Genomic DNA, 23,265 nt, shown 5'->3' with positions numbered 1-23,265 from the left:
GTAGCGAGTGGCGAATAGGGAAGCCCCCTACTCGCCACTCGCCACGTCCAATTCGCCAGTTTACTTCTTCTTGCCGGCGATGGCCTTGGCCGGGCCCTTGCGCGTGCGCGCATTGGTGTGGGTCCGCTGACCGCGCACCGGTAGACCGCGACGATGACGCAGGCCGCGATAGCAGCCGAGGTCCATCAGACGCTTGATGTTGATGCCGACCTCACGACGCAGGTCGCCCTCGACGAGATAGTCGCGGTCGATCACTTCGCGGATCTGGAGCACTTCGGCGTCGCTGAGCTGATTGACGCGACGATCCACGGGGATCTTCACCTTCTCGAGGATCTCACCAGCGATCTTCTGGCCGATGCCATGGATGTACTGGAGCGCGATCAGCACGCGCTTGTTGGTGGGAATGTTCACGCCGGCAATACGGGCCACGGCCTTCTCTCCTGTTGCCGATCCCTCGTCAGGGATCGGGCTTTAAGTGCTTGCTTTCTCGGGCAGGTGTTCACAAACGCGAACACGACGCCCACCCCCGGTCTTCCTGGGGCCCGGCATCGTCTGAAACTATCCGACTTGGATGCGGGCTTATTAAGGGATTCCGGGGGCTTTCGTCAACCGCTGCTAGCGCTTGGCTCGCTTTTTCGTGACCTTTTTTGCGGCCTTTTTGGCACCCTTTTTGACCGACTTCTTGGCTGCTTTCTTGACGGTTTTCTTGGTGGCTTTCTTGGAGGCTTTCTTGGCCGCCTTCTTTGGGCCTTTCACCGCCGATTTGGCGGCCTTTTTAGCCGATTTGACGCCCTTTTTGGCCGTTTTTGCCGGCCTTGCCGCCGCCTTCTTCCCCGCTTGGGCCTTTTTAGCCGGCGCCGCCTTGGCGGCGCTCCGGGCATGCGTCTTGGGCTCGACCGCCCCCAGAGCCAGCAGCTGGCGATGGATGGCGCGGGTGACCTCGTCGATGGTCATCATGCCGTCGATGGTCGAGAGCTTCCGCCGCTCGGAATAGTAGTGAATCAGCGGTTCCGTCTGGCTGCGATAGCTGGCCAGCCGCTTGGTCAGGACCTCCGGGGTATCGTCGAGCCGGACCTCCTCGCCGCGCTCCCGCATTTGGGCGACGCGGGTCTCGACGCGGCTCAGAAGCGCGCTCTCATTGACCCGGAGCTCGATCACGGCGTCCAGCTTGAGGTGCTTGCGCTTGAGCAGCTCGTCCAGCGCCTCGGCCTGCGGCACGGTGCGAGGGAAACCGTCGAGGATGAAACCGCTCTTGGCGTCCGGCTGCTCGATGCGGTCGGAAATGATTCCCACCACGACGTCATCGGGCACGAGGCCGCCGCTCGCCATGATCTCCTTGGCCTTCAACCCGACCGGGGTGCCGGCCGCAACCGCGGCACGCAGCATCTCGCCAGTCGAGAGCTGGACGATGCCATAGCGCTGCACCAGGAGCTGGGCCTGGGTCCCCTTGCCCGACCCCGGCGGTCCCAGAAGTATAATTCTCATCGGCGTACGCCCCCCGGATTGGTGAGCGACACCTCGCGCACCTGCGTTTTGATATCAAGAACGGTGCAAACCACAACCAGCACTGCACCACCATTGACGACCATACTATAAGGCAGGCCGATCCCGTAAAGCTCGAACACCTCCGGAATCAACTGCAACGCCGTCAGGTAGACGGCTCCGACGACTGTCGTCAATGACACGACGCGATCGAGATAGTCCGCGGTGGCCTCGCCGGGAGCGACACCGGGAATTGCGCCCTCATGGCGGGTCAGGGATTTGGCGGTGTATTCGGGATCAATCACATAAGCAGTGTAGACGAAGGCGAGCACGAACACGGCGATCGACACGAGAATGAGGTGCGCCGGCTGCCCCAGCTGGAGATGCCGGTAGGTTGCGGCAACCAGGGGATGATCGCCTCCCAGGATGAAGCCCGCAAAGGCAAGCGGCAGATAGAATATCCACGGCGCCACGGTGACGGGAATCACGAACCCGGCGCTGTTGAGCTTAATCGGCAGTACTGCATCGCGCACAGGCAGCTGCCGCGTACCGACGCTTTGTGCTGCGAACTGGACCCGGATATTTCGCCGCGCACCTTCGACAAGCACGATCACGACGACGATCGCGATCCAAAACACGACATGGCCGAGCACAAGATTGCCCGAGATCGTCCCGCTCCGCACGAGATCCGCGATACCGGCAATGTTTTGCGGAACGGCGACGATGAAGCCGGCACTCAAGATCAGCGCCAAGCCATTGCCGATGCCGTAGCGGGTCATCTGTTCGCTGAGCCACACCAGCACGACGACGCCGCCGACCATCGAGGCCGTAGCCGTCGTCACGAACCAGCCGTCGGGATTTTTGACGAGGCCCGGGATCGACGTCAGTGCCGAGGCGATGCCGTAGGCCTGAAAGGCCGCAATTCCGAGTGTGAGCCCGAGCGTGGCACGTGCGATCTTACGCCGTCCGCCCTCGCCGGATCGTTCGAGCGAATTCGGGCCGCGCCACACCATGGACAGCAGCCGGATCAAGATTGCCGCAGTCAGATAGGGAACGAGGCCGAGCGCAAAGATCGAAAGCCGGGAGACGAGATCCAGCGCCGGCGAGACGTCGGAGAGATTCAGTCCCGCAATCGGGATCTGCGTGCCGAGCCTGAAAAGGAGCAGCGCGCCGATCGTGAAAGCGATTCGGCGCGCGAGCTCCCTGCTCATCTACGGCGGCCCCGCAGCTTGGACTTGCGGATCAGACCTTCATACTGGTGCGCCAGCAGATAGCCCTGGACCTGCGCCACCGTGTCCATGGTGACGCTGACGACGATCAGCAGCGAGGTGCCGCCGAAATAGAACGGCACCGAAGCGTAGGAGATCAGGATTTCCGGGATCAAGCAGACGATGGCGAGATAAATCGCACCCAGCACGGTGATGCGCGACAGCACATAGTCGATGTATTCCGCGGTGCGTTCGCCCGGGCGAATGCCGGGAATGAAACCGCCGTGCTTCTTCAGATTGTCCGCGGTCTCGGTCGGGTTGAACACGATCGCGGTGTAGAAGAAGGCGAAGAACACGATCAGCGCCAGATACATGATCAGGAACAGCGGACGGCCATGGCCGAGCTGTGTCGTGATCCACTGGAACCATTCCGGCCCGCTACCCGTGTTGAAGTTCGCAACCGTCGTCGGCAAGAGGAGCAGCGAGGATGCGAAGATCGGCGGGATCACGCCGGAGGTGTTGAGCTTGAGCGGCAGATGCGAGGACTGGCCCTCGAACATCTTGTTGCCGACCTGGCGCTTCGGATACTGGATCAAGAGGCGGCGCTGGGCGCGCTCCATGAAGACGATGAAGGCGATCACGACGACGGCCATGATGATGACGACCAGGATCAGGCCGGTCGACATCGCGCCCTGACGGCCGAGCTCGAGCATGCCGGCGAGTGCCGCGGGCAACTCGGCGACGATGCCGGCCAGAATGATCAGCGAAATGCCGTTGCCGATGCCGCGCGAGGTGATCTGCTCGCCGAGCCACATCAGGAACATGGTGCCGCCGGTCAGCGTGATAGAGGTCGAGAGCAGGAAAAACAGTCCAGGTTCGCTGACGACATTGCCGGCGCCCTGAAGTCCTACCGCGATGCCGTAGGACTGGAACGCGGCCAGGATCACCGTGAGATAGCGGGTATACTGATTCAGCGTCTTGCGGCCGGCTTCGCCTTCCTTTTTCAGCGCTTCGAGCTGCGGCGACACCGTGGTCAACAGCTGGATGATGATGGAGGCCGAGATATACGGCATGATGTTCAGCGCGAAGATCGCCATGCGGTTGATGCCGCCGCCGGCGAACATGTTGAACATGCCGAGGATGCCGCCGGCCTGCGAGCGGAACACCTGTTCCCAGGCGCTCGGGTCGATGCCGGGCAGCGGAATGTAGGTCCCGAGCCGATAAACGAGCAGCGCACCCAGGGTGAACCAGATGCGCTTCTTCAGTTCGTCGGCCTTGGCAAACGCGCCGAAATTGAGATTGGCTGCCAGTTGTTCCGCTGCAGAGACCATCTTGGACTTTCTCCCGCCGCCTATTGCGCCGTTGATGCCCGCGGCCGGGCTGAATTAGCGGACGCCGGACATTATCTGGGGCTCGGCTTCGATAAGTCCACGTCCCGCATGCGTAAAGGCCCGCGCGCCGCGGGCCAATGACGCAGTTGTTACGCCGCCTCGCCTTCTTCCTTGGGCTGGGCGAGGATCTTCACCGAACCGCCGGCCTTCTCGACCGCGGCGATCGCGGTCTTGCTGGCGCCGTGCACTTCGATGTTGAGCTTGGACTTGAGCTCGCCTCGGCCGAGCAGCCGCAGGCCGCCCTTGGCGCGGCGCAGCACGCCGCCTTTCACCAGGGCCTCGACATTGACGACGCTGCCGGCGTCGATCTTCTTGGCGTCGACCGCTTCCTGGAGCCGGTCGAGATTGATCTCGGCGAACTCGACGCGGAAGATGTTGTTGAAGCCGCGCTTGGGCAGACGGCGATGCATCGGCATCTGGCCGCCTTCGAAACCCTTGATGCGCACGCCCGAACGCGCGGTCTGGCCCTTGCCGCCGCGGCCGGACTGCTTGCCCTTGCCGGAACCGATGCCGCGGCCGACGCGCATACGCTTCTTGCGCGAGCCGGCGTTGTCGGCGATATCGCTGAGCTTCATCGCCCTTCTCCTTGTGTCTTGCGCACGATCTTCACCGAAAACCGCTTCCCGCTCTCCGGGACCGTGCGCCTTTGCTTACTTCTCGTCGATGATGCGGACGAGATGGTGAACCTTCTCGATCATGCCGCGGACCGCCGGGGTATCCGGCAGTTCGCTGGTGCGGCCGATCTTGTTGAGCTTGAGCCCGATCAGGGTCGAACGCTGCGAGTGATGGCGGCGGATCGCGCTGCCGGTCTGCTCGACCTTGATCGTCTTTGCGGTCTTGGCCATGGGAGTCTACTCCGAAAAGCTTCCGTTAGTCGGCGGCCGCCTCGGCATCGCCGCCGATACGACGGGACTGGAGGGTGGACACCTTGATGTTGCGGCGGGCTGCGACCGAACGCGGCGAATCCTGGTGCTTGAGCGCGTCGAAGGTCGCGCGCACCATGTTGTACGGGTTCGACGAGCCGATCGACTTCGCCACCACGTCCTGGACGCCGAGCGTCTCGAACACGGCGCGCATCGGGCCACCGGCGATGATGCCGGTACCGGCCGGAGCTGCACGCAGATAGACACGGCCCGCGCCATGACGGCCGGCGATGTCGTGATGGAGCGTGCGGCCCTCGCGCAGCGACACCCGCGTCAGGTTGCGCTTGGCGGACTCGGTCGCCTTGCGGATCGCCTCAGGCACTTCGCGCGCCTTGCCGTGACCGAAGCCGGCGCGGCCCTTCTGGTCGCCGATCACGACCAGCGCTGCGAAACCGAAGCGCTTGCCGCCCTTGACGACCTTGGCCACGCGGTTGATGTGGACGAGCTTGTCGACGAACTCGCTGTCGCGCTCCTCGCGCTCCCTGCGTTCACGTCCGCCGCCGCGTTGATCGCGTCCACCACGTTGTTCGCGTTCTGCCATTTTTCTAATCCTTCAGAGACTTACGCCTCAATCCTCAAATTCTGTTAGAAGCTCAGCCCACTCTCACGCGCTGCATCGGCAAGAGCCTTGACGCGCCCGTGATAGAGATAGCTGCCGCGATCGAACACGACTTCCTTGACACCCTTCTCTGCAGCGCGCTCAGCCAGCAGCTTGCCGACCGCCTTCGCCGCATCGATGTCGGCGCCGGTCTTGCCGCCGTCGCGCATCGACTTCTCGAGCGACGAAGCAGAGGCCAGCGTCTCGCCCTTCAGGTCGTCGATGACCTGGGCGTAGATGTGCTTGGACGAGCGGAACACCGACAGGCGCGGACGGCCGCCGGCGGAACGGCGCAGCTTCAGCCGCACACTCCGCTTGCGCCGGGCATTCGTAACCTTGGCTTTCGACATGACCGGCTCCGTTACTTCTTCTTGCCTTCCTTGCGGAAGATGAATTCGCCCACATACTTCACGCCCTTGCCCTTGTAGGGCTCCGGCGGACGATAGGAGCGGATCTCGGCGGCGACCTGGCCGACGCGCTGGACGTCGCTGCCCGCCACCGTGATCTCGGTCGGCTTCGGCACGGTGATCGTGATCCCCTCGGGGATCGGGTAGATCACGTCATGGCTGTAGCCGAGCGCGAGCTGCAGGTTCTTGCCCTGCATCGCGGCGCGATAGCCGACGCCGGTGATCTCGAGCTTCTTCTCGAAACCCTTGGTGACGCCTTCGACCAGATTCGCGACCTGGGCGCGAGCGGTGCCGTAGAGGGCCCGCGCGCGGTTGGTCTCGGTCCGCGGCTTGACCTTGACCTGGCCGTTCTCGAGCTTCACCTCGACGTCGTCGTGGACGACGAACTGAAGCTGGCCCTTCGGCCCCTTCATCTTGACGGTTTGCCCATCGACGGTCGCGGTCACACCCGACGGAACCGCCACAGGCCTTTTGCCAACTCGTGACATGGATGAAAAATCCTTCTCAGAACACCGTGAAGAGGACTTCACCGCCCACATTCGCGTCGCGCGCGCTGTGGTCGGCCATGATCCCCTTCGGCGTCGACAACACCGAAATGCCGAGACCGTTGTTCACCCGCGGCAGGTTCTTCACCGAGGCGTAGACTCTGCGCCCGGGCTTGGAAACGCGCTCAATCTCGCGAATGACGGGCTCGCCGTCGAAATACTTCAGCTCGATCTCGATCTCGCTGCGGCCCGAGGAGTGCTCGAGCGTGGCGTAACCGCGGATGTAGCCCTCAGCCTTCAGAACCTCGAGCACGTTCTCGCGCATCTTCGAGCCGGGCGTGGAGACCTTGGTCTTCGAACGCATCTGCGCGTTGCGGATACGGGTGATCAGATCGCTGATTGGATCGTGCGTAGACATCTAAACGACCCTCCTTACCAGCTGGACTTCACGAGGCCCGGGACCATGCCCTTGGAGCCAAGTTCGCGCAGCGCGATACGGGACAGCTTGTTCTTGCGATAGTTCGAGCGCGGACGGCCCGACAGCTCGCAACGCAGGCGGATGCGGGTCGCCGACGAGTTGCGCGGCATTTCCGCCAGCTTCAGGGTCGCGGCGAACCGCTCCTCCATCGGCAGCGTCTTGTCGGCGATGATCGCCTTCAACCGCTCGCGCTTGGCGGCGGCGTTCTTCACCATCCGCTTGCGCCGGTTGTTCTTCTCGACTGAACTCTTCTTTGCCATGCTTGGCTCCTGGGTATCCGCGTTTGAGAGGCTCTAAGTCAGCGTCTCACTGCCGGAACGGGAAATTGAAAGCGGTCAACAAGGCCCTCGCCTCTTCGTCGGTCTTGGCCGTGGTGCAGACGGTGATGTCCATACCGCGGGCTTCCGTGACCTTGTCGAAGTCGATCTCGGGGAAAATGATGTGCTCCTTGATGCCGAGCGAGTAGTTGCCGCGGCCGTCGAAGCTCTTCGGGTTCAGGCCGCGGAAGTCGCGCACGCGCGGCAGCGCGACGTTCACCAGGCGATCGATGAACTCGTACATGCGGGCCTTGCGCAGCGTGACCTTGCAGCCGATCGGCTGGTTCTCACGCAGCTTGAAGGTCGCGATCGCGATGCGCGAATAGGTGACGATCGCCTTCTGGCCGGCGATCTGGGTCAATTCGGCAGCGGCGGTCTCGGCCTTCTTGCGGTCGTTGACGGAATCGCCAACGCCCATGTTCAGCACAACCTTGTCCAGGCGCGGAACCTGCATGACATTCTCGTAACCGAACTTCTCGGTCAGAGCCGTGCGGATCTTCGCGTCATATTCCGCGCGCAGGCGCGGCGTGTAAGCGGCCTCAGCCATCGATCTCAGCTCCCGAGCTCTTGGCGATGCGGACCTTCTTGCCGTCCGCCAGAATCTTGAATCCGACGCGGGTCGGCTTTCCGTCCTTGCCGACATACGCGATGTTGGACAGTTGGATCGGCGCCTCTTTCGAGATGATGCCGCCCTCCTGGGCCTGCGTCTGCTTCTGGTGACGCTTGACCATGTTGATGCCGCGCACCAGCGCGGTGCCGGCGTCGGGGCGAACCTCGAACACTTCGCCGGTGCGGCCCTTGTCGCGGCCGGTCAGCACGACGACCTTGTCGCCCTTGCGGATCTTCGCAGCCATCACAGCACCTCCGGCGCGAGCGAGATGATCTTCATGTGGTTCTTGGCGCGCAGCTCGCGCGGCACGGGCCCGAAGATACGGGTGCCGACCGGCTCGGACTGGTTGTTGATCAGCACGGCGGCGTTGCGGTCGAAACGGATGACCGAGCCGTCGGCGCGGCGGATGTCCTTGCGGACGCGCACCACGACGGCCTTCATCACGTCGCCCTTCTTCACCTTGCCACGCGGAATGGCTTCCTTGATCGACACGACGATGATGTCGCCGATCGTGGCGTAGCGGCGCTTGGAGCCTCCGAGCACCTTGATACACATGACACGGCGTGCGCCAGAATTGTCGGCCACGTCGAGGTTGGTCTGCATCTGAATCATTGATGCACCTCGTCCTCTTTCTCTTTGCGCCAGCCCAGCCGGCGCTCAACATTTCCCTGAAGTCAGTCGGCTAAAGCCAACAGATCAGGCGCTTTTCTTGTGTTCGCCCCGGATCACGACCCAGCGCTTCAACTTCGAAATCGGCTTCGTTTCCTCGATCCACACCATGTCGCCCGGCTTGAACTGGTTGCTCTCGTCGTGCGCGTGGTAGTTCTTCGAACGGCGGATCGTCTTCTTGTAGATCGGGTGCGTGAAGCGGCGGTCGACGCGCACCACGATGGTCTTGGCTTGCTTGTCGCTGACGACCACGCCCTGCAAAGTACGTTTCGGCATCTTCGTAAGCCTCTTACTTCTTCTTCGCGCGCGTCTGCGCGGCGATGGTCTTGATCCGGGCGATGTCGCGGCGGGCCTCGCGCAGGCGCGAGGTGTTCTCGAGCTGCCCGGTGGCGCGCTGGAAGCGCAGGTTGAAGCGCTCCTTCTTCAGGTTCAGGATGGCCTCATCCTGCTGGTCGGGGCTCATCGCGCGGATGTCTTCGATCTTCATCTGTGCCATGGCCATTACTCCGCAATGCGCTCGACGAAGCGCGTCTTGATCGGCAGCTTGGCGGCCGCCAGGGTCAGCGCCTCACGCGCCGTCTGGGTGTTGACGCCATCGATCTCGAACAGCACCCGGCCCGGCTTGACGCGCGCGACCCACAATTCCGGCGAACCCTTGCCGGAGCCCATGCGGACTTCGGCCGGCTTCTTCGACACCGGAACGTCGGGGAACACGCGGATCCAGACGCGGCCGGCGCGCTTCATGTGGCGGGTCAGCGCGCGGCGGGCGGCTTCGATCTGGCGCGCGGTGACGCGCTCAGGCTCGGTCGCCTTCAGGCCGAACTGGCCGAACGCCAACGTCGCGCCCGAAGACGCAACGCCGTGGATGCGGCCCTTATGCGCCTTCCGGAACTTCGTTTTCTTAGGTTGCATCATGGCTTTAAGCCCTCAAATTCCTGTCTGGCCTTAGGCAGCGGCCGTCTCGCGGCGCTGACGGCCACCGCGATCGCCACTGCCGCCGGTCTCGCCTTCGGCCATTCTCTTGTCCTGGGCCATCGGATCGTGCTCGAGGATCTCGCCCTTGAAGATCCAGACCTTGACGCCGCAGGTGCCGAAGGTCGTGAACGCGGTCGCAACGCCGTAGTCGATGTCGGCACGCAGCGTGTGCAGCGGCACGCGGCCTTCGCGGTACCACTCCATGCGCGCGATTTCCGCACCGCCCAGACGTCCCGAGCAGTTGATGCGGATGCCCTCCGCGCCGAGACGCATTGCCGACTGCACGGCGCGCTTCATGGCACGGCGGAACGCCACGCGGCGCTCGAGCTGCTGCGCGATCGATTCGGCCACCAGCGTCGCATCGAGCTCCGGCTTGCGGATCTCGACGATGTTGATGACGACGTCGGACGAGGTGATGTCCGCGACCCTCTTGCGCAGCTTGTCGATGTCGGCGCCCTTCTTGCCGATCACCACGCCCGGACGGGCCGAGTGGATGGTGACGCGGCACTTCTTGTGCGGACGCTCGATCACGATGCGGGCGACGGCCGCCTGCTTGAGCTCCTTGTGCAGGATCTCGCGGATCTTGACGTCCTCGTGCAGCAGCTTGCCGTATTCCTGCTTGCCGGCGAACCAGCGGGAATCCCAGGTCCGGTTGATGCCGAGACGCAGACCGATCGGATTGATCTTTTGACCCATCGTGTTCTCCTGCGCCCTTAAGCGGCGGCTTCAGCTTCGACCTGACGAACGATGATCGTCAGCTGCGAAAACGGTTTGTAGACACGGCCCGAGCGGCCGCGGCCGCGGGCGGCGAAGCGCTTCATCACGAGGCCATTGCCGACGAAGGCCTGCGCCACGACGAGATCGTCGACGTCGAGGTCGTGGTTGTTCTCGGCGTTGGCGATCGCCGATTCCAGGCACTTCTTCACGTCGACCGCGATCCGCTTGCGCGAAAACTGCAGGTCGGCGAGCGCGGCAGACGCCTTCCGGCCGCGAATGAGCTGGGCGACCAGGTTGAGCTTCTGCGGGCTCACCCGCAGCATCCGGGCGACCGCCTTGGCCTCGTTGTCGGCGAGGCTCCGTTCGCGCTTAGGTTTGCTCATCGTTTAATCCTCAAGCCTTCTTGGCTTTCTTGTCGCCGGAGTGGCCATGGAAGGTCCGGGTCGGCGAGAACTCGCCAAACTTGTGACCGACCATTTCCTCGTTCACGGCCACCGGCACGTGCTTCTGACCGTTGTAGACGCCGAAGGTCAGGCCGACGAATTGCGGCAGGATCGTCGAGCGACGGCTCCAAATCTTGATGACGTCGTGACGGCCGGACGCGCGCGCGGCATCTGCCTTCTTGAGCAGAGAACCCTCGACGAACGGGCCTTTCCAGACTGAACGAACCATGTCCGGCGTTCCTTACTTCTTCCGCTTGTGGCGGCTTAGGAGAATGAATTTGTTGGTCGACTTGTTGGTGCGGGTCTTCTTGCCCTTGGTCGGCTTGCCCCACGGGGTGACCGGGTGGCGGCCGCCCGAGGTACGACCTTCACCACCGCCGTGCGGATGGTCGATCGGGTTCATCGCGACACCGCGGTTGTGCGGCCTGCGGCCCATCCAACGCTTGCGACCGGCCTTGCCGATCGAGGTGTTCATGTGATCCGGGTTTGACACCGCGCCGATCGTGCCGCGGCAACGACCGTGCACCAGGCGCTGCTCGCCCGAATTCAGGCGGATGATGACGTAGTCCTGGTCGCGGCCGACGAGCTGGGCGTAGGTGCCGGCGGAACGCGCCAGCTGGCCGCCCTTGCCGATCTTGACCTCGATGTTGTGGATGATCGTGCCGACCGGCATGTTGCCGAGCGGCATGACGTTGCCCGGCTTCACGTCGACGTAATTGCCGGCAATGATCGTGTCACCCACCGCCAGGCGCTGCGGCGCCAGGATGTAGGCCTGCTCGCCGTCCTGATACTTGATCAGGGCGATGAAACCGGTGCGATTGGGATCATACTCGAGACGCTCGACGGTCGCGGGCACGTCGATCTTCTCACGCTTGAAGTCGACGGTACGCAGCGTCTGCTTGTGACCACCGCCGCGGAAGCGCACGGTGATGCGGCCGGTGTTGTTGCGGCCGCCCGAGGACTTCTTGCCTTCGGTGAGCGCCTTGACCGGCTTGCCCTTGTAGAGGGCCGAACGATCGACCATGACCAGCTGGCGCTGGCCCGGCGTCGTGGGATTGAATGTCTTCAGTGCCATCGTCGTACGACCTTACAGACCGGTGGTGACGTCGATCCGGTGACCCTCTTCGAGGGTCACGATCGCGCGTTTGCTGTTCGACTGCGAGCCGATGGTGCCGCGGAAGGCCTTGACCTTGCCCTTGCGGACCAGCGTGTTGACGCTCTTGACCTTGACGTCGAACAGCTTCTCGATCGCTTCCTTGATCTGCGGCTTGGTCGCCTTGGCGGCCACCTTGAACAGCACCTTGTTGTGCTCCGAGGCGATCGTCGCCTTTTCGGTCACGACCGGCGACAGGATCACGTCGTAGTGGCGAGGCTCGATGTTCTTGCTCATTTGAAGCGCGCCTCCAGCGCATCGATGGCGGCCTTGGTCAGAACGAGCTTCTGACGGCGCAGGATGTCATAGACGTTGATGCCCTGGATCGGCAGCACGTCCATGTTCGGGATGTTGCGAGCCGCAGCGGCGAAGCCGTTGTTGAGCTCGGCACCGTCGATGATCAGCGCGTTGGTGAGGCCGAGGCCCGAGAAGTGACCGAGCAGCGCCTTGGTCTTGGCGGCTTCCAGCGCGGCCTTCTCGATCACGACGAGATCGCCGTCCTTGGCCTTGGCCGAGAGCGCATGCTTCAGAGCGAGCGCACGAACCTTCTTCGGCAGGTCGGTGGCGTGCGAACGCACCACCGGACCGAAGGCACGACCGCCGCCGCGGAACTGCGGCACGCGGGCCGAGCCGTGACGAGCACCGCCGGTGCCCTTCTGCTTGTACATCTTCTTGCCGGTGCGCCAGATCTCGGCGCGGCCCTTGGCCTTGTGCGTGCCGGCCTGGCGCTTGTTGAGCTGCCACTGCACGCAGCGCGCGATGATGTCCTCGCGCGGCTCGAGGCCGAAAATGGCGTCGGACAGCTGGACGGAGCCGGCTTCCTTACCTTCGAGGGTGGTGACCTTCAATTCCATCTCACGCCTCCTGCGCAGCCGGAGCGGCTTCCGCGTCGCCAGCAACCTTGAACTTGCCGGGCTTCGGGGCTTCCTTCGGCAGCGGCTTCTTGACGGCGTCGCGCACGCGGATCCAGCCGCCCTTGGAGCCGGGAACGGCGCCTTCGACGAGGATCAGGCCGCGCTCGACATCGGTCTGGACGACGCGAAGGTTGAGCGTGGTGATGCGGTCGACGCCCATGTGGCCGGGCATCTTCTTGTTCTTCCAGGTCTTGCCGGGGTCCTGACGGCCACCGGTCGAACCGATCGAGCGGTGCGAGATCGACACACCGTGCGTGGCGCGCAGACCGCCGAAGTTCCAGCGCTTCATGCCGCCGGCGAAGCCCTTACCGACCGAGGTGCCGGTGACGTCGACGAACTGGCCGACGACGAAGTGGTCGGCCTGGATCTCGGCGCCGACCGGGATCATGGCGTCCGCGGTGACGCGGAATTCCTCGACCCGGCGCTTTGGCTCGACCTTGGCGACCGCGAACTGGCCGCGCTCGGCCTTCGGCATGTAGACGGTCTTGCGGCTGCCCGAACCGAGCTGGAGCGCGACGTAACCGTTCTTCTCTTCGGTGCGGTGGCCTACGACCTGGCAATTGCCGAGCTTCAGCACGGTCACGGGGATATGTTCGCCGGCCTCCGTGAAGACCCGCGTCATCCCGACCTTTTGTGCGATCACTCCGGAGCGCATCGGCTTGCTTCCTGTTCTCTTTGTCCGCTTTTGGCGAACGGGATCCAAAATCTTAGAGCTTGATCTCGACGTCGACACCGGCGGCCAGGTCGAGCTTCATCAAAGCATCGACGGTTTGCGGGGTCGGATCGACGATGTCGAGCAGGCGCTTGTGAGTGCGCATCTCGAACTGTTCGCGGCTCTTCTTGTCGACGTGGGGCGAACGGTTGACGGTGAACTTCTCGATGCGGGTGGGCAGCGGAATGGGTCCGCGGACCTGCGCGCCGGTGCGCTTCGCCGTGTTCACGATCTCACGGGTCGACGTATCGAGGATACGATGGTCGAACGCCTTGAGACGGATACGAATGTTTTGGCCGTTCATTGCCGAATCTTTCTTAGTGAGTGGCGAGTAGCGAATAGCGAATAGAAACTATTCGCCACTCGCCATTCCCTATTCGCGTTGTTACTCGATGATCGAGGCGACGACGCCGGCGCCGACGGTGCGGCCGCCTTCGCGGATCGCGAAGCGGAGCTTCTCTTCCATCGCGATCGGCACGATCAGGTGCACTTCCATCGCGATGTTGTCGCCCGGCATCACCATCTCGGTGCCTTCCGGCAGGTGCACGACACCGGTCACGTCGGTGGTGCGGAAGTAGAACTGCGGACGGTAGTTGGTGAAGAACGGGGTGTGGCGACCGCCCTCTTCCTTGGTGAGGATGTAGGCCTCGGCCTTGAACTTGGTGTGCGGCTTGACCGAACCCGGCTTGGCCAGAACCTGGCCGCGCTCGACGTCTTCGCGCTTGGTGCCGCGGAGCAGCGCGCCGATGTTGTCGCCGGCCTGGCCCTGATCGAGCAGCTTGCGGAACATTTCGACGCCGGTGACGGTGGTCTTCTGGGTGGCGCGGAGACCGACGATCTCGATTTCCTCGCCGACCTTGACGACGCCGCGCTCGACACGGCCGGTCACGACGGTGCCGCGGCCCGAGATCGAGAACACGTCTTCAACCGGCATCAGGAACGGCTGGTCGATCGGACGCTCCGGCTGCGGGATGTACTCGTCGACGTTCTTCATCAGCTCGAGGATGGCGTCGTGGCCGAGCTTCTTGTCGGAGTCTTCGAGAGCGGCGAGCGCCGAACCCTTGATAATCGGGATCTTGTCGCCGGGGAATTCGTACTTGGAGAGCAGCTCGCGGACTTCGAGCTCGACGAGCTCGAGCAGCTCCGGATCGTCGACCATGTCGCACTTGTTGAGGAACACGACGAGCGCGGGCACGCCGACCTGGCGGGCGAGCAGGATGTGCTCGCGGGTCTGCGGCATCGGGCCGTCAGCGGCCGACACGACCAGGATCGCGCCGTCCATCTGGGCAGCGCCGGTGATCATGTTCTTGACGTAGTCGGCGTGGCCGGGGCAGTCGACGTGGGCGTAGTGGCGGTTCGGCGTCTCGTACTCGACGTGCGCGGTCGAGATGGTGATGCCGCGGGCCTTCTCTTCCGGCGCCTTGTCGATCTGGTCGTACGCGGTGAACGTCGCACCGCCGGCTTCGGCGAGAACCTTGGTGATCGCCGCGGTCAGCGACGTCTTGCCATGGTCGACGTGACCGATGGTGCCGATGTTGCAGTGCGGCTTGGTACGTTCAAACTTTGCTTTGGCCATTTGACTCTCCGTTCAATCGTCAGCTTTCAACCGACGACAATCAGGCAAACTTCTTCTGGACTTCTGCCGACACGTTGGCCGGCGCTTCTGCGTAGTGATCGAACTGCATGGTGAAGGTCGCGCGACCCTGGCTCATCGAGCGCAGATTGTTCACGTAACCGAACATGTTCATGAGCGGCACCATCGCGTCGATGACGTTGGCGTTGCCGCGCATGTCCTGCCCCTGGATCTGACCGCGCCGGGAATTCAGGTCGCCGATGACCGAGCCGGTGTAGTCTTCCGGGGTCACCACCTCGACCTTCATGATCGGCTCGAGCAGGACCGACTTGCCCATCTGCAGCGCTTCGCGGAAGCAGGCGCGCGAGGCGATTTCGAAGGCGAGCGCCGACGAGTCGACGTCGTGATACTTGCCGTCGACCAGCTGCACCTTGACGTCGACCACGGGGAAGCCCGCGACCACGCCGGACGACAGCACGCTCTCCAGGCCCTTCTCGACGCCCGGGATGTATTCCTTCGGCACCGCGCCACCGACGATCTTCGATTCGAACTCGAAGCCCTTGCCGGGCTCGTTCGGCTCGACGATGAACGACACGGCCGCGAACTGGCCGGTACCGCCGGTCTGCTTCTTGTGGGTGTAGCTGTGCTCCACCCGCTTGGTGATGCGCTCACGGAACGCCACCTGCGGCGCGCCGATGTTGGCGTCGACCTTGTAGGTGCGCTTGAGGATGTCGACCTTGATGTCGAGGTGGAGTTCGCCCATGCCCTTGAGGATGGTCTGGCCGGACTCGTGGTCGGTCGACACGCGGAAGGACGGATCCTCCGCGGCGAGCTTGGCCAGCGCCACGCCCAGCTTCTCCTGGTCGGCCTTGGACTTCGGCTCGATCGCGATCTCGATGACCGGCTCGGGGAACTCCATCTTCTCCAGGATCACCTGCTTGTCGGGATCGCACAGCGTGTCACCGGTGCGCGCTTCCTTCAGACCGGCCAGCGCGACGATGTCGCCGGCATAGGCTTCCTTGATGTCCTCGCGGTTGTTCGCATGCATCAACAGCATGCGCCCGATCCGCTCCTTCTTCTCGCGGGTCGAGTTCACGACGCCGGTGCCGCTCTGCAGGATGCCGGAATAGATGCGGCAGAAGGTGATGGTGCCGACGAACGGGTCGTCCATGATCTTGAACGCGAGCAGCGCCAGCGGCTCCTTGTCGTCCGCCTTGCGCACGATCTCGTTGCCCTTGTCGTCGGTGCCCTTGATCGCGGGCACGTCGAGCGGCGACGGCAGATAGTCGACCACGGCGTCGAGCAGCGGCTGCACGCCCTTGTTCTTGAAGGCCGAACCGCACAGCACGGGATAAAACGCGCCGGTCAGCACCGCCTTGCGGATCAGGCGCTTCAGGGTCGCCTCGTCCGGCTCCTTGCCGTCGAGATAGGCGGCCATGGCATCGTCGTCGAGCTCGACGGCGGCTTCCACCATCTTCTCGCGGTATTCCTTGGCCTGGTCGGCAAGGTCTTCCGGAATGTCGACATAGTCGAACTTGGCACCGAGCGACTCGTCGTTCCAGACGACGCCCTTCATCTTCACGAGGTCGACAAGACCCTTGAAGTTGTTCTCGGCACCGATCGGAAGCTGGATCGCGACGGGCTTGGCGCCCAGACGGTCGACGATGTCCGCCAGACACTTGAAGAAGTCGGCACCGATCTTGTCCATCTTGTTGGCGAAGACGATGCGCGGAACCTTGTACTTGTCGCCCTGGCGCCAGACGGTCTCGGTCTGAGGCTCGACGCCCTGGTTGGAGTCGAGCACGCAGACGGCACCGTCGAGCACGCGGAGCGAACGCTCGACTTCGATGGTGAAGTCGACGTGACCGGGAGTGTCGATGATGTTCAGGCGCTTGCCGTTCCAGAACGCGGTGGTCGCAGCCGAGGTGATCGTGATGCCACGCTCCTGCTCCTGCTCCATCCAGTCCATCGTCGCGGCACCTTCGTGCACTTCGCCGATCTTGTGGCTCTTGCCGGTGTAATAGAGGATGCGCTCGGTCGTCGTGGTCTTGCCGGCGTCGATATGCGCCATGATACCGAAGTTACGGTAGTCCTCGATGGCATGTTGGCGGGGCATGGGTCGTTCCTTGCGAGTCCGAGTGTGTCGCCGTTACCAGCGGTAGTGCGAGAAGGCGCGGTTGGCTTCCGCCATGCGGTGCACGTCTTCGCGCTTCTTGACGGCGTTCCCCCGGTTGTTCGATGCGTCCAAGAGCTCCGCCGAGAGCCGCTCGGTCATGGTCTTCTCGTTGCGCTCGCGCGCAGCCGCGATCAGCCAGCGAATGCCGAGCGCCTGCCGGCGGGTCGAGCGGACCTCGACCGGAACCTGGTAGGTCGCGCCGCCGACGCGGCGGGAGCGGACCTCGATGGTCGGCATGACGTTCTCGAGCGCCTGCTCGAACACGCCGAGCGGGTTCTGCTTGGTCTTGGATTCGATGATGCCGAACGCACCATAGACGATGCCTTCCGCAACCGACTTCTTGCCGGCGTACATCACCGAGTTCATGAACTTCGTGACGATGATGTTCCCGAATTTCGGATCCGGAAGAACTTCGCGCTTTTCCGCAGAGTGGCGACGAGACATAGGCTTGGTTCCCGCTTACTTCGGACGCTTGGCGCCGTACTTCGAACGACGCTGCTTACGGTTCTTGACGCCCTGGGTGTCCAGAACGCCGCGGAGGATGTGATAGCGCACGCCCGGCAAGTCCTTGACGCGGCCGCCGCGGATCATGACCACCGAGTGCTCCTGGAGGTTATGGCCCTCGCCAGGGATGTAGCCGATCACCTCGAAGCCGTTGGTCAGGCGCACCTTGGCAACCTTACGAAGCGCCGAGTTCGGCTTCTTCGGGGTCGTGGTGTAGACGCGCGTGCAAACACCACGCTTCTGCGGCGACTGCTGCAGCGCCGGCACCTTCTTGCGCGACTTCTGCACTTCCCGCGGTTGAGCGATCAGCTGGTTGATCGTCGGCATTCTGGCCTTCACCCTTTTTCTGCTGCGGCCCCTCTCGGGTCCGCTGTCTTGCCGCGGCCCGTCACCGGGTCCGCAAATTCTGCTCGAGCTACCCGCCCGAACGGGCCGCCTGGCGCGAAAGACCCGCGCAAAGCGAAATTGCGCCAACCGCTCCATCAACGAGCGGAAAGCGCTTCGACGCCACAGAGGACCGCAGTCTCGAAGCCGTTCAGCGTAACGCCGCGGCCCGCGCACTGAGGTCATGCATCCGAATTCGATCTCAAGAGAACGTGCTCGAGAGAACTAAAGTCGCACTGGCATTGCCTAGCTATGATCGACAGCGTTTGAGCGGCATTCGTCGAGGTTGGTGCCCGTCTTTGCGACCCCTGGCAGATCTAGTCTTTGGGGATCAACGGGTGGCCCGTTCCGACGCTGGCGATGCTCACCGCCTGTCGTTAAGTGAGGCGCTTTCTATAAGTGGGAATCGGTCAAGTCAAGGTGAAACGACAGTCACAAAGCGCTTCATGCGCCTGCAAAAAATCGCCTCTTCGCCGCCTCCCCGCGCCTGCCTGATATAGGAGCGAGGCGACTGACCTGCCAGATCTGAAACAATTATACCCGGGTCTAATGTAGTTTTATTACCAAGCTGAGGGGCTTTTCTCCTGCCTGCGCTCGGTTTGCTGGCTGGTGGCCGGTCTACCAGCTTTTCCCGGCCCGCCGCGATGCCCGGTGTGACGGGGCTTCAGCCCGGACTGGTCGATCCGCGAATGGCGCTTGCCCCAAACCATGCGTGCGAAAAAAAAGCGGCGTCGCGGCGGCCGAACGCCTTGCATCAGAGAATCGACCAGTCGGCGCTGAACCGCGTGTTGCCTGTGAGACGAGACGACCAGACGCGGCCCCTCGAAGCTGACTGCCCGCGGTTACTCCTCCTCGTCGTCCTCATCGTCATCGAGGGCTTGGTCCTCGTCGTCATCATCGCGGTCGGCGTCGGCGTGAGCTGCCGCGCCATGGGGCTGGTGGATCTGGTCGCTCCACAGCTTGCGATAGGTGCCATTCTTGGCGAGCAACTCGGCATGGGAACCGCGCTCGATCGCCCTGCCCCCTGAAATCACGATGATCTCGTCCATCTCGACCACCGAGGTCAGGCGGTGGGTCGACCAGATCATGGTGCGGCCCTTGGCGACCTTGAGCAGCGTGCGGTTGATCGCGGCCTCAGTGGTCTGGTCCAGCGCCGAAGTGGCTTCGTCTAGCAGCAGCACGGAGGGGTTGCGAATGATCGCGCGCGCGATCGCGATGCGCTGGCGCTGGCCGCCCGACAGTGTGTCACCGCGCTCGCCGACCGGCGTGTCGTAGCGCTGCGGCAGGCTCATGATGTAGCGGTGGATCTCGGCCTTCTTGGCCGCCTCCTCCACCTCCTCGTCGGTTGCGCCCTCCTTGCCGAGCCGGATGTTCTCGCGGATCGACATGTTGAACAGCATGTTCTCCTGGAACACCACCGCCATGCTCCGGCGCAGCGAGTCCAGCGTCACCTTGCGGACGTCGACCCCGTCGATGGTGACGCGGCCTTCGTCGGGCACGTAGAGCCGCAGGATCAAATTGAGCAGCGTGCTCTTGCCGGAGCCGCTCGGACCGACGATCGCGATGCGCTTGCCGGCATCGAGCTTGAGGCTGAGATTGTCCAGCACCGGCGTCTGACTGCCCTCGTACTGGAAGGTGACGTGATCGAAGGTAATGTCGTGGGTGATGCGCGGCAGATCGGGCGCGCCCGGCCGATCGGCGCTGCGGGTCGGCTCGTCGAGCAATTCCTGGATGTGGCGGATCGCGGCGGCCGAGGAGATCGACACCGGGATGAAATGCATCACATGGGCGATGTTGTAGGAGACCTCCCAGAACGCGCTCTCGAAGGTGACGAAGGTGCCGATGGTGATATGGCCCTTGGTCGCCAGATACGCGCCGATCGCGAGCACCACAAGGTGCAGGAGGAGCACCGAGATGGTGACTGTCCGCTCCACCATGGTCGAGAGGAATGTGGCCGAGGCCATCTTGTTGCGGGTCTCGTCGTTGCGCAACCGGAAGAAGCCGAACATCTTGCGTTGCAGGCTGAACGCCTTGATGACCGCCTGGGCGGCCACGTTCTCCTGGACTTGGCCCAGCAACGCCGATTCATTGAGCTTCTGTTCGTAATTGGCCTGCACCGCCTTCGGCGTCAGGATCCGCGGGCCGATCAGCGTGATCGGGAACACCAGCAGCGCGACGACGGCGAGCTGCCAGTTGAGGAACAGCATCAGGATGATGCCGGCGATCAGCTCCAGGAACGGCAGCGCGGCACTGTTGGCGAACGTCTTGACCGAGCCTTCGAAGGCCGAGAGATCGACCGAGAAGCGCGACAGGATCTCGCCGCGCCTGGTGCGGCCGAAATAGGCGGCGGGCAGGTCCTGGACGTGCTCGAACAGGCGTGTGCGGACATCGGAGATGATGCAAGCGGCAAGTCGCGCGTCCCAGCGTTCGTACCAGACTGCAACGATCGAGGTGAAAATGCCGGCGACGGCGAGCACGCCGAGGATCTTGTAGAGCGCCTGAAAATCCTCCTCGCCGAGCGCATCGTCGATCAGGAACTTGAGGCTGAGCGGCATGATGACGTTGAACAACGTCTCGACCACGACGCCGAATGCCACGAATGACAGCATCCGCTTGTAGTTGGAGAGATAGGGCTTGACGAACCCGACAATGGTCGCAAGGGCCCCGGCGGCTTCGCGCGCGGTAAAGACGACGAGGTCCTCGTCCTCATCGTCCTCGTCGAGCTCCAGCTCGTCATCCCCCTCGTCTTCGGCGTCCTCGTCGTCCTTGAGATCCGGCTTGGCAGCGTCGGCGAGCTTGCCATCGAGCCCGGCCGCCTCCTCCGCGGCGAGCTTCTGTTGATCGGGAGATACAGGCTTGTCGCCAGGCAAGAAAGGCTTGGATGCCATGAAACCAACCGATGCTGACGGCCGGCATGACCGCAGAGAACGCAGGAAATAGCGGCAACCGCTATTGCACCGATTCTATGCGATCAAGATGAATTCGGCAAAACAATTGGCGAATTCGGTTGGCGTCCCCCGGGCTAGTCCTCGTCCTCGACCTTGTCGAAGAAGGAATAGCGCAAGCTGTCCGCGTCGGCGTACCACTGCCCCGGCCCCTTGTTGGCGGCGAGCGTCGCCTCCCACAGCGCATCGGTGCAATCCTTGCGGTGCATCGACAGGTCGAAGCCGTTGCCGAAGAACAGTTCGGACCATTCCCACCAGGTGCCGAGCTTCTTGACTCCGCGCAAGAGGTCGTAGCGGTCGATCAATGCCGGCGCCATGTCCGAGGTGATGGAGCCGAACACGAGGCCGGTCTTGACCACGCGGTTGAGCTCGCGGATCGCGCGGACCACTTGCTTGGGGGACACGTGGCAGAGGCTGGTCTCAAACACGAAGTCGAACGTGCCGTCCTTGAACGGCATGTCGGTGATCGTGCCGAGCTTGTTGTACTTCTTCAGCGATTTCGGCGTCCTGGCGTGGATCGCGCGGTTGTTCTCGATTCCCCATGCATCGATGCCGCGATCGCGCAGGGCGCCGACCAGTTCGCCGCTGGCGGAGCCCGCGACCAGCAGCTTGGCGCCCGCCGCCCTGCCCCAGACGATGCCGATCAGCTTCGTCAGGTAGTCGGGATCGGTGAAGTGCCGCCACGCCTGATGATAGGGGCCGAGACCGCGATAATTCTCGAAATATTTGCGATCGATCTTGTCCGAGAGCGGCTTGTCGTCCTGCGCGCGCTGGCGGCGCAGGCGCATCATCTCGGTCAGGATGATGTCGGTCGCCGCGTCCGAGGAATCCAGCAGGCCGTTGAGCGTCGAATCGAACAGATAGTCGCCAACCACCACGATGCCGGGGTGCTCCTTCGGCTCGGGCCGGTGATTGGTCATGACGTCGCGCGCGGGCAAACCACCAGGCAGCGCGTTCACCGAGGACAGCCAGCGGTGGATCTTGCCTTCCATGAAGTGCAGACGCGCATCGCCGAGAGAAGCTGGGAGCGATTTCAGGGCGGCCTCGATCAGCTCCTGGTCCGACAGATTGGCAAAAGCCAGCGCATCGGAGCCGGGAATGAGCCAGTTCAGAACACCATGCTTGCCGACGTCGTGACGTGCGCCCTCGTTGTAGACGCAGCAGCCGCCGAAGGCTTCCGACATGAACCAGGCGCCCGGAATCTTGTCGCCCCAGAACGGCTCGTCGAACAGGATCGAGACGCGCAGATAGTGCGCGGGCCGGTCGAAATAGGCGACGTGCTTGACCATCGACCTGCGCAGCTGCTCGCCCTCCCAGCCGAGAGTGGCGAGCCAGGAATGCGGCAGGCAGACCAGCACGAGATCGAAGTCACGGGTCTCCGGCCCCTTGCCGTTCATCATCTTGAGCTGATACCGGCCGGTCGGCGCCTTGCCGACGGTGAGCACGCGGTGATTGAGCTGGATGTCGGCATTGACCTCCGACTGCAGGCATTCGATCAGCTGCTCGTTGCCGTTCTGGATGGAATAGAGGCCGATATAGCCGTCGACGTCCATCAGATAGTTCTTGAGCGCGTTGAGCCCGTTGGTGTTGTGGCTCTCGGTCGCGATGTCGGAACGCGCCATCACCTTGAAGAAGCGCTTTGCGGTGACGTCCTCGACCTCCTCGTCGAGCACCTGCTCGGCGGTCTTGTACGCCCAGGGATGTTCGTTGTCGTGCGCGCCGACGCCCTCGTAATATTCCACCGGCGACATCACCTCGGCGCAGCGCTTGCGGAAGGCTTCGATCGCGGCGGCAGTCTTGGCGCCGTATTTGCGGCGTATGCCGGGAACGTCCTTGAGCAGCTCACCGCCGAACTGCACCTGCTCGGCATCCATCGGAATGGTCTGAAGGCCGAAATGCTGGATCAGCTCGCGCAGAGGATCCGGGCCTGTCATGGAGTAGTCGTAGATCTCGGCAACGCCGGCCTCGTACATCGCGGGCGCCGAATCGAACTTGCGGGTGACGATCTTGCCGCCGAGCCTGTCGGAGGCCTCGTAGATGGTGACGCGGCAGAGGTCGCCGAGCTTGCGCTTCAGGTACCAGGCGCTCATCAGCCCGCCGGGGCCGCCGCCTACGATTGCGAGATCAAGCATGAGAGTTCCGTGGTCTTCCGGCCCTGCCCCCTTGGCGGGACCACCGGTCTAAGGCGCCATAGCACAAGC

31 protein-coding genes are annotated in these 23,265 nt (G+C 63.3%); all 31 read right to left on the bottom strand.

Features of this window, described 5'->3' with window-relative positions:
* Window positions 1-60 precede the first annotated feature (60 nt).
* The gene (rpsM, locus tag I6F12_RS21130) at window positions 61-429 is read right to left on the bottom strand and encodes a 30S ribosomal protein S13 (protein WP_008549231.1); all 369 of its coding nucleotides are present in this window, start codon (window positions 427-429) and stop codon (window positions 61-63) included.
* A gap of 186 nt (window positions 430-615) precedes the next feature.
* Window positions 616-1,485, bottom strand: coding sequence for an adenylate kinase (locus tag I6F12_RS21125; protein ID WP_057029636.1), 870 nt, complete (start codon window positions 1,483-1,485; stop codon window positions 616-618).
* On the bottom strand, window positions 1,482-2,693 hold the full coding sequence (locus I6F12_RS21120; protein WP_225157142.1) for a preprotein translocase subunit SecY: 1,212 nt from the start codon (window positions 2,691-2,693) through the stop codon (window positions 1,482-1,484). Before I6F12_RS21120 ends, I6F12_RS21125 begins: the two co-directional genes overlap by 4 nt.
* Window positions 2,690-4,021, bottom strand: a complete 1,332-nt coding sequence (secY, locus tag I6F12_RS21115) for a preprotein translocase subunit SecY (protein WP_036011045.1) — start codon at window positions 4,019-4,021, stop codon at window positions 2,690-2,692. The genes I6F12_RS21120 and secY overlap by 4 nt, the downstream gene beginning before the upstream one ends.
* A 149-nt stretch (window positions 4,022-4,170) precedes the next feature.
* The gene (gene rplO, locus I6F12_RS21110) at window positions 4,171-4,656 is read right to left on the bottom strand and encodes a 50S ribosomal protein L15 (RefSeq protein ID WP_036011044.1); all 486 of its coding nucleotides are present in this window, start codon (window positions 4,654-4,656) and stop codon (window positions 4,171-4,173) included.
* Between the two features lie 75 nt (window positions 4,657-4,731).
* Complete coding sequence (rpmD, locus tag I6F12_RS21105; protein ID WP_225147670.1) at window positions 4,732-4,926, bottom strand: 50S ribosomal protein L30; 195 nt, start codon at window positions 4,924-4,926, stop codon at window positions 4,732-4,734.
* A gap of 25 nt (window positions 4,927-4,951) precedes the next feature.
* Complete coding sequence (gene rpsE / locus I6F12_RS21100) at window positions 4,952-5,545, bottom strand: 30S ribosomal protein S5 (RefSeq protein WP_025036985.1); 594 nt, start codon at window positions 5,543-5,545, stop codon at window positions 4,952-4,954.
* A 44-nt stretch (window positions 5,546-5,589) separates the two neighbouring features.
* Window positions 5,590-5,952: a 50S ribosomal protein L18 gene (gene rplR / locus I6F12_RS21095; RefSeq protein ID WP_024342458.1), complete on the bottom strand. Its 363-nt coding sequence runs from the start codon at window positions 5,950-5,952 to the stop codon at window positions 5,590-5,592.
* Window positions 5,953-5,963: 11 nt separating this feature from the next.
* Window positions 5,964-6,497: a 50S ribosomal protein L6 gene (gene rplF, locus I6F12_RS21090; RefSeq protein WP_036011036.1), complete on the bottom strand. Its 534-nt coding sequence runs from the start codon at window positions 6,495-6,497 to the stop codon at window positions 5,964-5,966.
* A gap of 16 nt (window positions 6,498-6,513) precedes the next feature.
* Window positions 6,514-6,912 carry a 30S ribosomal protein S8 gene (gene rpsH, locus I6F12_RS21085; protein WP_024342456.1) on the bottom strand — a complete coding sequence of 133 codons (399 nt, stop codon included), beginning with the start codon at window positions 6,910-6,912 and terminating at the stop codon, window positions 6,514-6,516.
* Window positions 6,913-6,926: 14 nt separating this feature from the next.
* Window positions 6,927-7,232: a 30S ribosomal protein S14 gene (rpsN, locus tag I6F12_RS21080; RefSeq protein ID WP_028137018.1), complete on the bottom strand. Its 306-nt coding sequence runs from the start codon at window positions 7,230-7,232 to the stop codon at window positions 6,927-6,929.
* 46 nt (window positions 7,233-7,278) lie between these two features.
* Entirely contained in the window at window positions 7,279-7,836 is a 558-nt protein-coding gene (gene rplE / locus I6F12_RS21075) for a 50S ribosomal protein L5 (protein ID WP_025036988.1), read from the bottom strand.
* A complete protein-coding gene (gene rplX / locus I6F12_RS21070; protein ID WP_011088142.1) occupies window positions 7,829-8,143 on the bottom strand; it encodes a 50S ribosomal protein L24 in 315 nt (104 codons plus the stop codon). The genes rplE and rplX overlap by 8 nt, the downstream gene beginning before the upstream one ends.
* Window positions 8,143-8,511: a 50S ribosomal protein L14 gene (gene rplN / locus I6F12_RS21065; RefSeq protein ID WP_007603030.1), complete on the bottom strand. Its 369-nt coding sequence runs from the start codon at window positions 8,509-8,511 to the stop codon at window positions 8,143-8,145. Before rplN ends, rplX begins: the two co-directional genes overlap by 1 nt.
* 84 nt (window positions 8,512-8,595) lie before the next feature.
* Window positions 8,596-8,844: a 30S ribosomal protein S17 gene (gene rpsQ / locus I6F12_RS21060; protein ID WP_024342452.1), complete on the bottom strand. Its 249-nt coding sequence runs from the start codon at window positions 8,842-8,844 to the stop codon at window positions 8,596-8,598.
* A 13-nt stretch (window positions 8,845-8,857) separates the two neighbouring features.
* Window positions 8,858-9,064 carry a 50S ribosomal protein L29 gene (rpmC, locus tag I6F12_RS21055; RefSeq protein WP_025036989.1) on the bottom strand — a complete coding sequence of 69 codons (207 nt, stop codon included), beginning with the start codon at window positions 9,062-9,064 and terminating at the stop codon, window positions 8,858-8,860.
* A gap of 5 nt (window positions 9,065-9,069) precedes the next feature.
* Window positions 9,070-9,483: a 50S ribosomal protein L16 gene (gene rplP / locus I6F12_RS21050; protein ID WP_008136349.1), complete on the bottom strand. Its 414-nt coding sequence runs from the start codon at window positions 9,481-9,483 to the stop codon at window positions 9,070-9,072.
* A gap of 30 nt (window positions 9,484-9,513) precedes the next feature.
* The gene (gene rpsC, locus I6F12_RS21045; RefSeq protein ID WP_036011029.1) at window positions 9,514-10,239 is read right to left on the bottom strand and encodes a 30S ribosomal protein S3; all 726 of its coding nucleotides are present in this window, start codon (window positions 10,237-10,239) and stop codon (window positions 9,514-9,516) included.
* Between the two features lie 17 nt (window positions 10,240-10,256).
* Window positions 10,257-10,643, bottom strand: a complete 387-nt coding sequence (rplV, locus tag I6F12_RS21040; protein WP_008549264.1) for a 50S ribosomal protein L22 — start codon at window positions 10,641-10,643, stop codon at window positions 10,257-10,259.
* 10 nt (window positions 10,644-10,653) lie between these two features.
* Window positions 10,654-10,932, bottom strand: coding sequence for a 30S ribosomal protein S19 (gene rpsS / locus I6F12_RS21035; protein ID WP_008136357.1), 279 nt, complete (start codon window positions 10,930-10,932; stop codon window positions 10,654-10,656).
* A gap of 12 nt (window positions 10,933-10,944) precedes the next feature.
* On the bottom strand, window positions 10,945-11,778 hold the full coding sequence (gene rplB / locus I6F12_RS21030) for a 50S ribosomal protein L2 (protein WP_024342450.1): 834 nt from the start codon (window positions 11,776-11,778) through the stop codon (window positions 10,945-10,947).
* Window positions 11,779-11,790: 12 nt separating this feature from the next.
* Entirely contained in the window at window positions 11,791-12,093 is a 303-nt protein-coding gene (locus tag I6F12_RS21025; protein ID WP_025036992.1) for a 50S ribosomal protein L23, read from the bottom strand.
* The gene (gene rplD, locus I6F12_RS21020; RefSeq protein ID WP_018647243.1) at window positions 12,090-12,710 is read right to left on the bottom strand and encodes a 50S ribosomal protein L4; all 621 of its coding nucleotides are present in this window, start codon (window positions 12,708-12,710) and stop codon (window positions 12,090-12,092) included. Before rplD ends, I6F12_RS21025 begins: the two co-directional genes overlap by 4 nt.
* A 1-nt stretch (window position 12,711) precedes the next feature.
* Complete coding sequence (gene rplC, locus I6F12_RS21015) at window positions 12,712-13,425, bottom strand: 50S ribosomal protein L3 (RefSeq protein WP_025036993.1); 714 nt, start codon at window positions 13,423-13,425, stop codon at window positions 12,712-12,714.
* Window positions 13,426-13,477: 52 nt separating this feature from the next.
* A complete protein-coding gene (rpsJ, locus tag I6F12_RS21010) occupies window positions 13,478-13,786 on the bottom strand; it encodes a 30S ribosomal protein S10 (protein ID WP_002712302.1) in 309 nt (102 codons plus the stop codon).
* A gap of 81 nt (window positions 13,787-13,867) precedes the next feature.
* Window positions 13,868-15,058 carry an elongation factor Tu gene (gene tuf, locus I6F12_RS21005; RefSeq protein ID WP_025036994.1) on the bottom strand — a complete coding sequence of 397 codons (1,191 nt, stop codon included), beginning with the start codon at window positions 15,056-15,058 and terminating at the stop codon, window positions 13,868-13,870.
* Window positions 15,059-15,098: 40 nt separating this feature from the next.
* The gene (gene fusA / locus I6F12_RS21000) at window positions 15,099-17,171 is read right to left on the bottom strand and encodes an elongation factor G (protein WP_225157141.1); all 2,073 of its coding nucleotides are present in this window, start codon (window positions 17,169-17,171) and stop codon (window positions 15,099-15,101) included.
* A 33-nt stretch (window positions 17,172-17,204) separates the two neighbouring features.
* Window positions 17,205-17,675: a 30S ribosomal protein S7 gene (gene rpsG / locus I6F12_RS20995; protein ID WP_018647239.1), complete on the bottom strand. Its 471-nt coding sequence runs from the start codon at window positions 17,673-17,675 to the stop codon at window positions 17,205-17,207.
* A gap of 15 nt (window positions 17,676-17,690) precedes the next feature.
* Window positions 17,691-18,062: a 30S ribosomal protein S12 gene (rpsL, locus tag I6F12_RS20990; protein ID WP_007603006.1), complete on the bottom strand. Its 372-nt coding sequence runs from the start codon at window positions 18,060-18,062 to the stop codon at window positions 17,691-17,693.
* Window positions 18,063-18,961: 899 nt separating this feature from the next.
* On the bottom strand, window positions 18,962-21,007 hold the full coding sequence (locus I6F12_RS20985) for an ABC transporter ATP-binding protein (RefSeq protein ID WP_225157140.1): 2,046 nt from the start codon (window positions 21,005-21,007) through the stop codon (window positions 18,962-18,964).
* 134 nt (window positions 21,008-21,141) lie between these two features.
* Entirely contained in the window at window positions 21,142-23,196 is a 2,055-nt protein-coding gene (locus tag I6F12_RS20980; RefSeq protein WP_225157139.1) for an FAD-dependent oxidoreductase, read from the bottom strand.
* Window positions 23,197-23,265: the final 69 nt, after the last annotated feature.

The sequence above is a fragment of the Bradyrhizobium sp. IC4059 genome (assembly GCF_020193615.1).
In the GTDB taxonomy this organism is placed as follows: domain Bacteria; phylum Pseudomonadota; class Alphaproteobacteria; order Rhizobiales; family Xanthobacteraceae; genus Bradyrhizobium; species Bradyrhizobium yuanmingense.
Note: the sequence above shows the minus strand (reverse complement) of the source record. Positions and strands in the feature narration are given on the sequence as shown.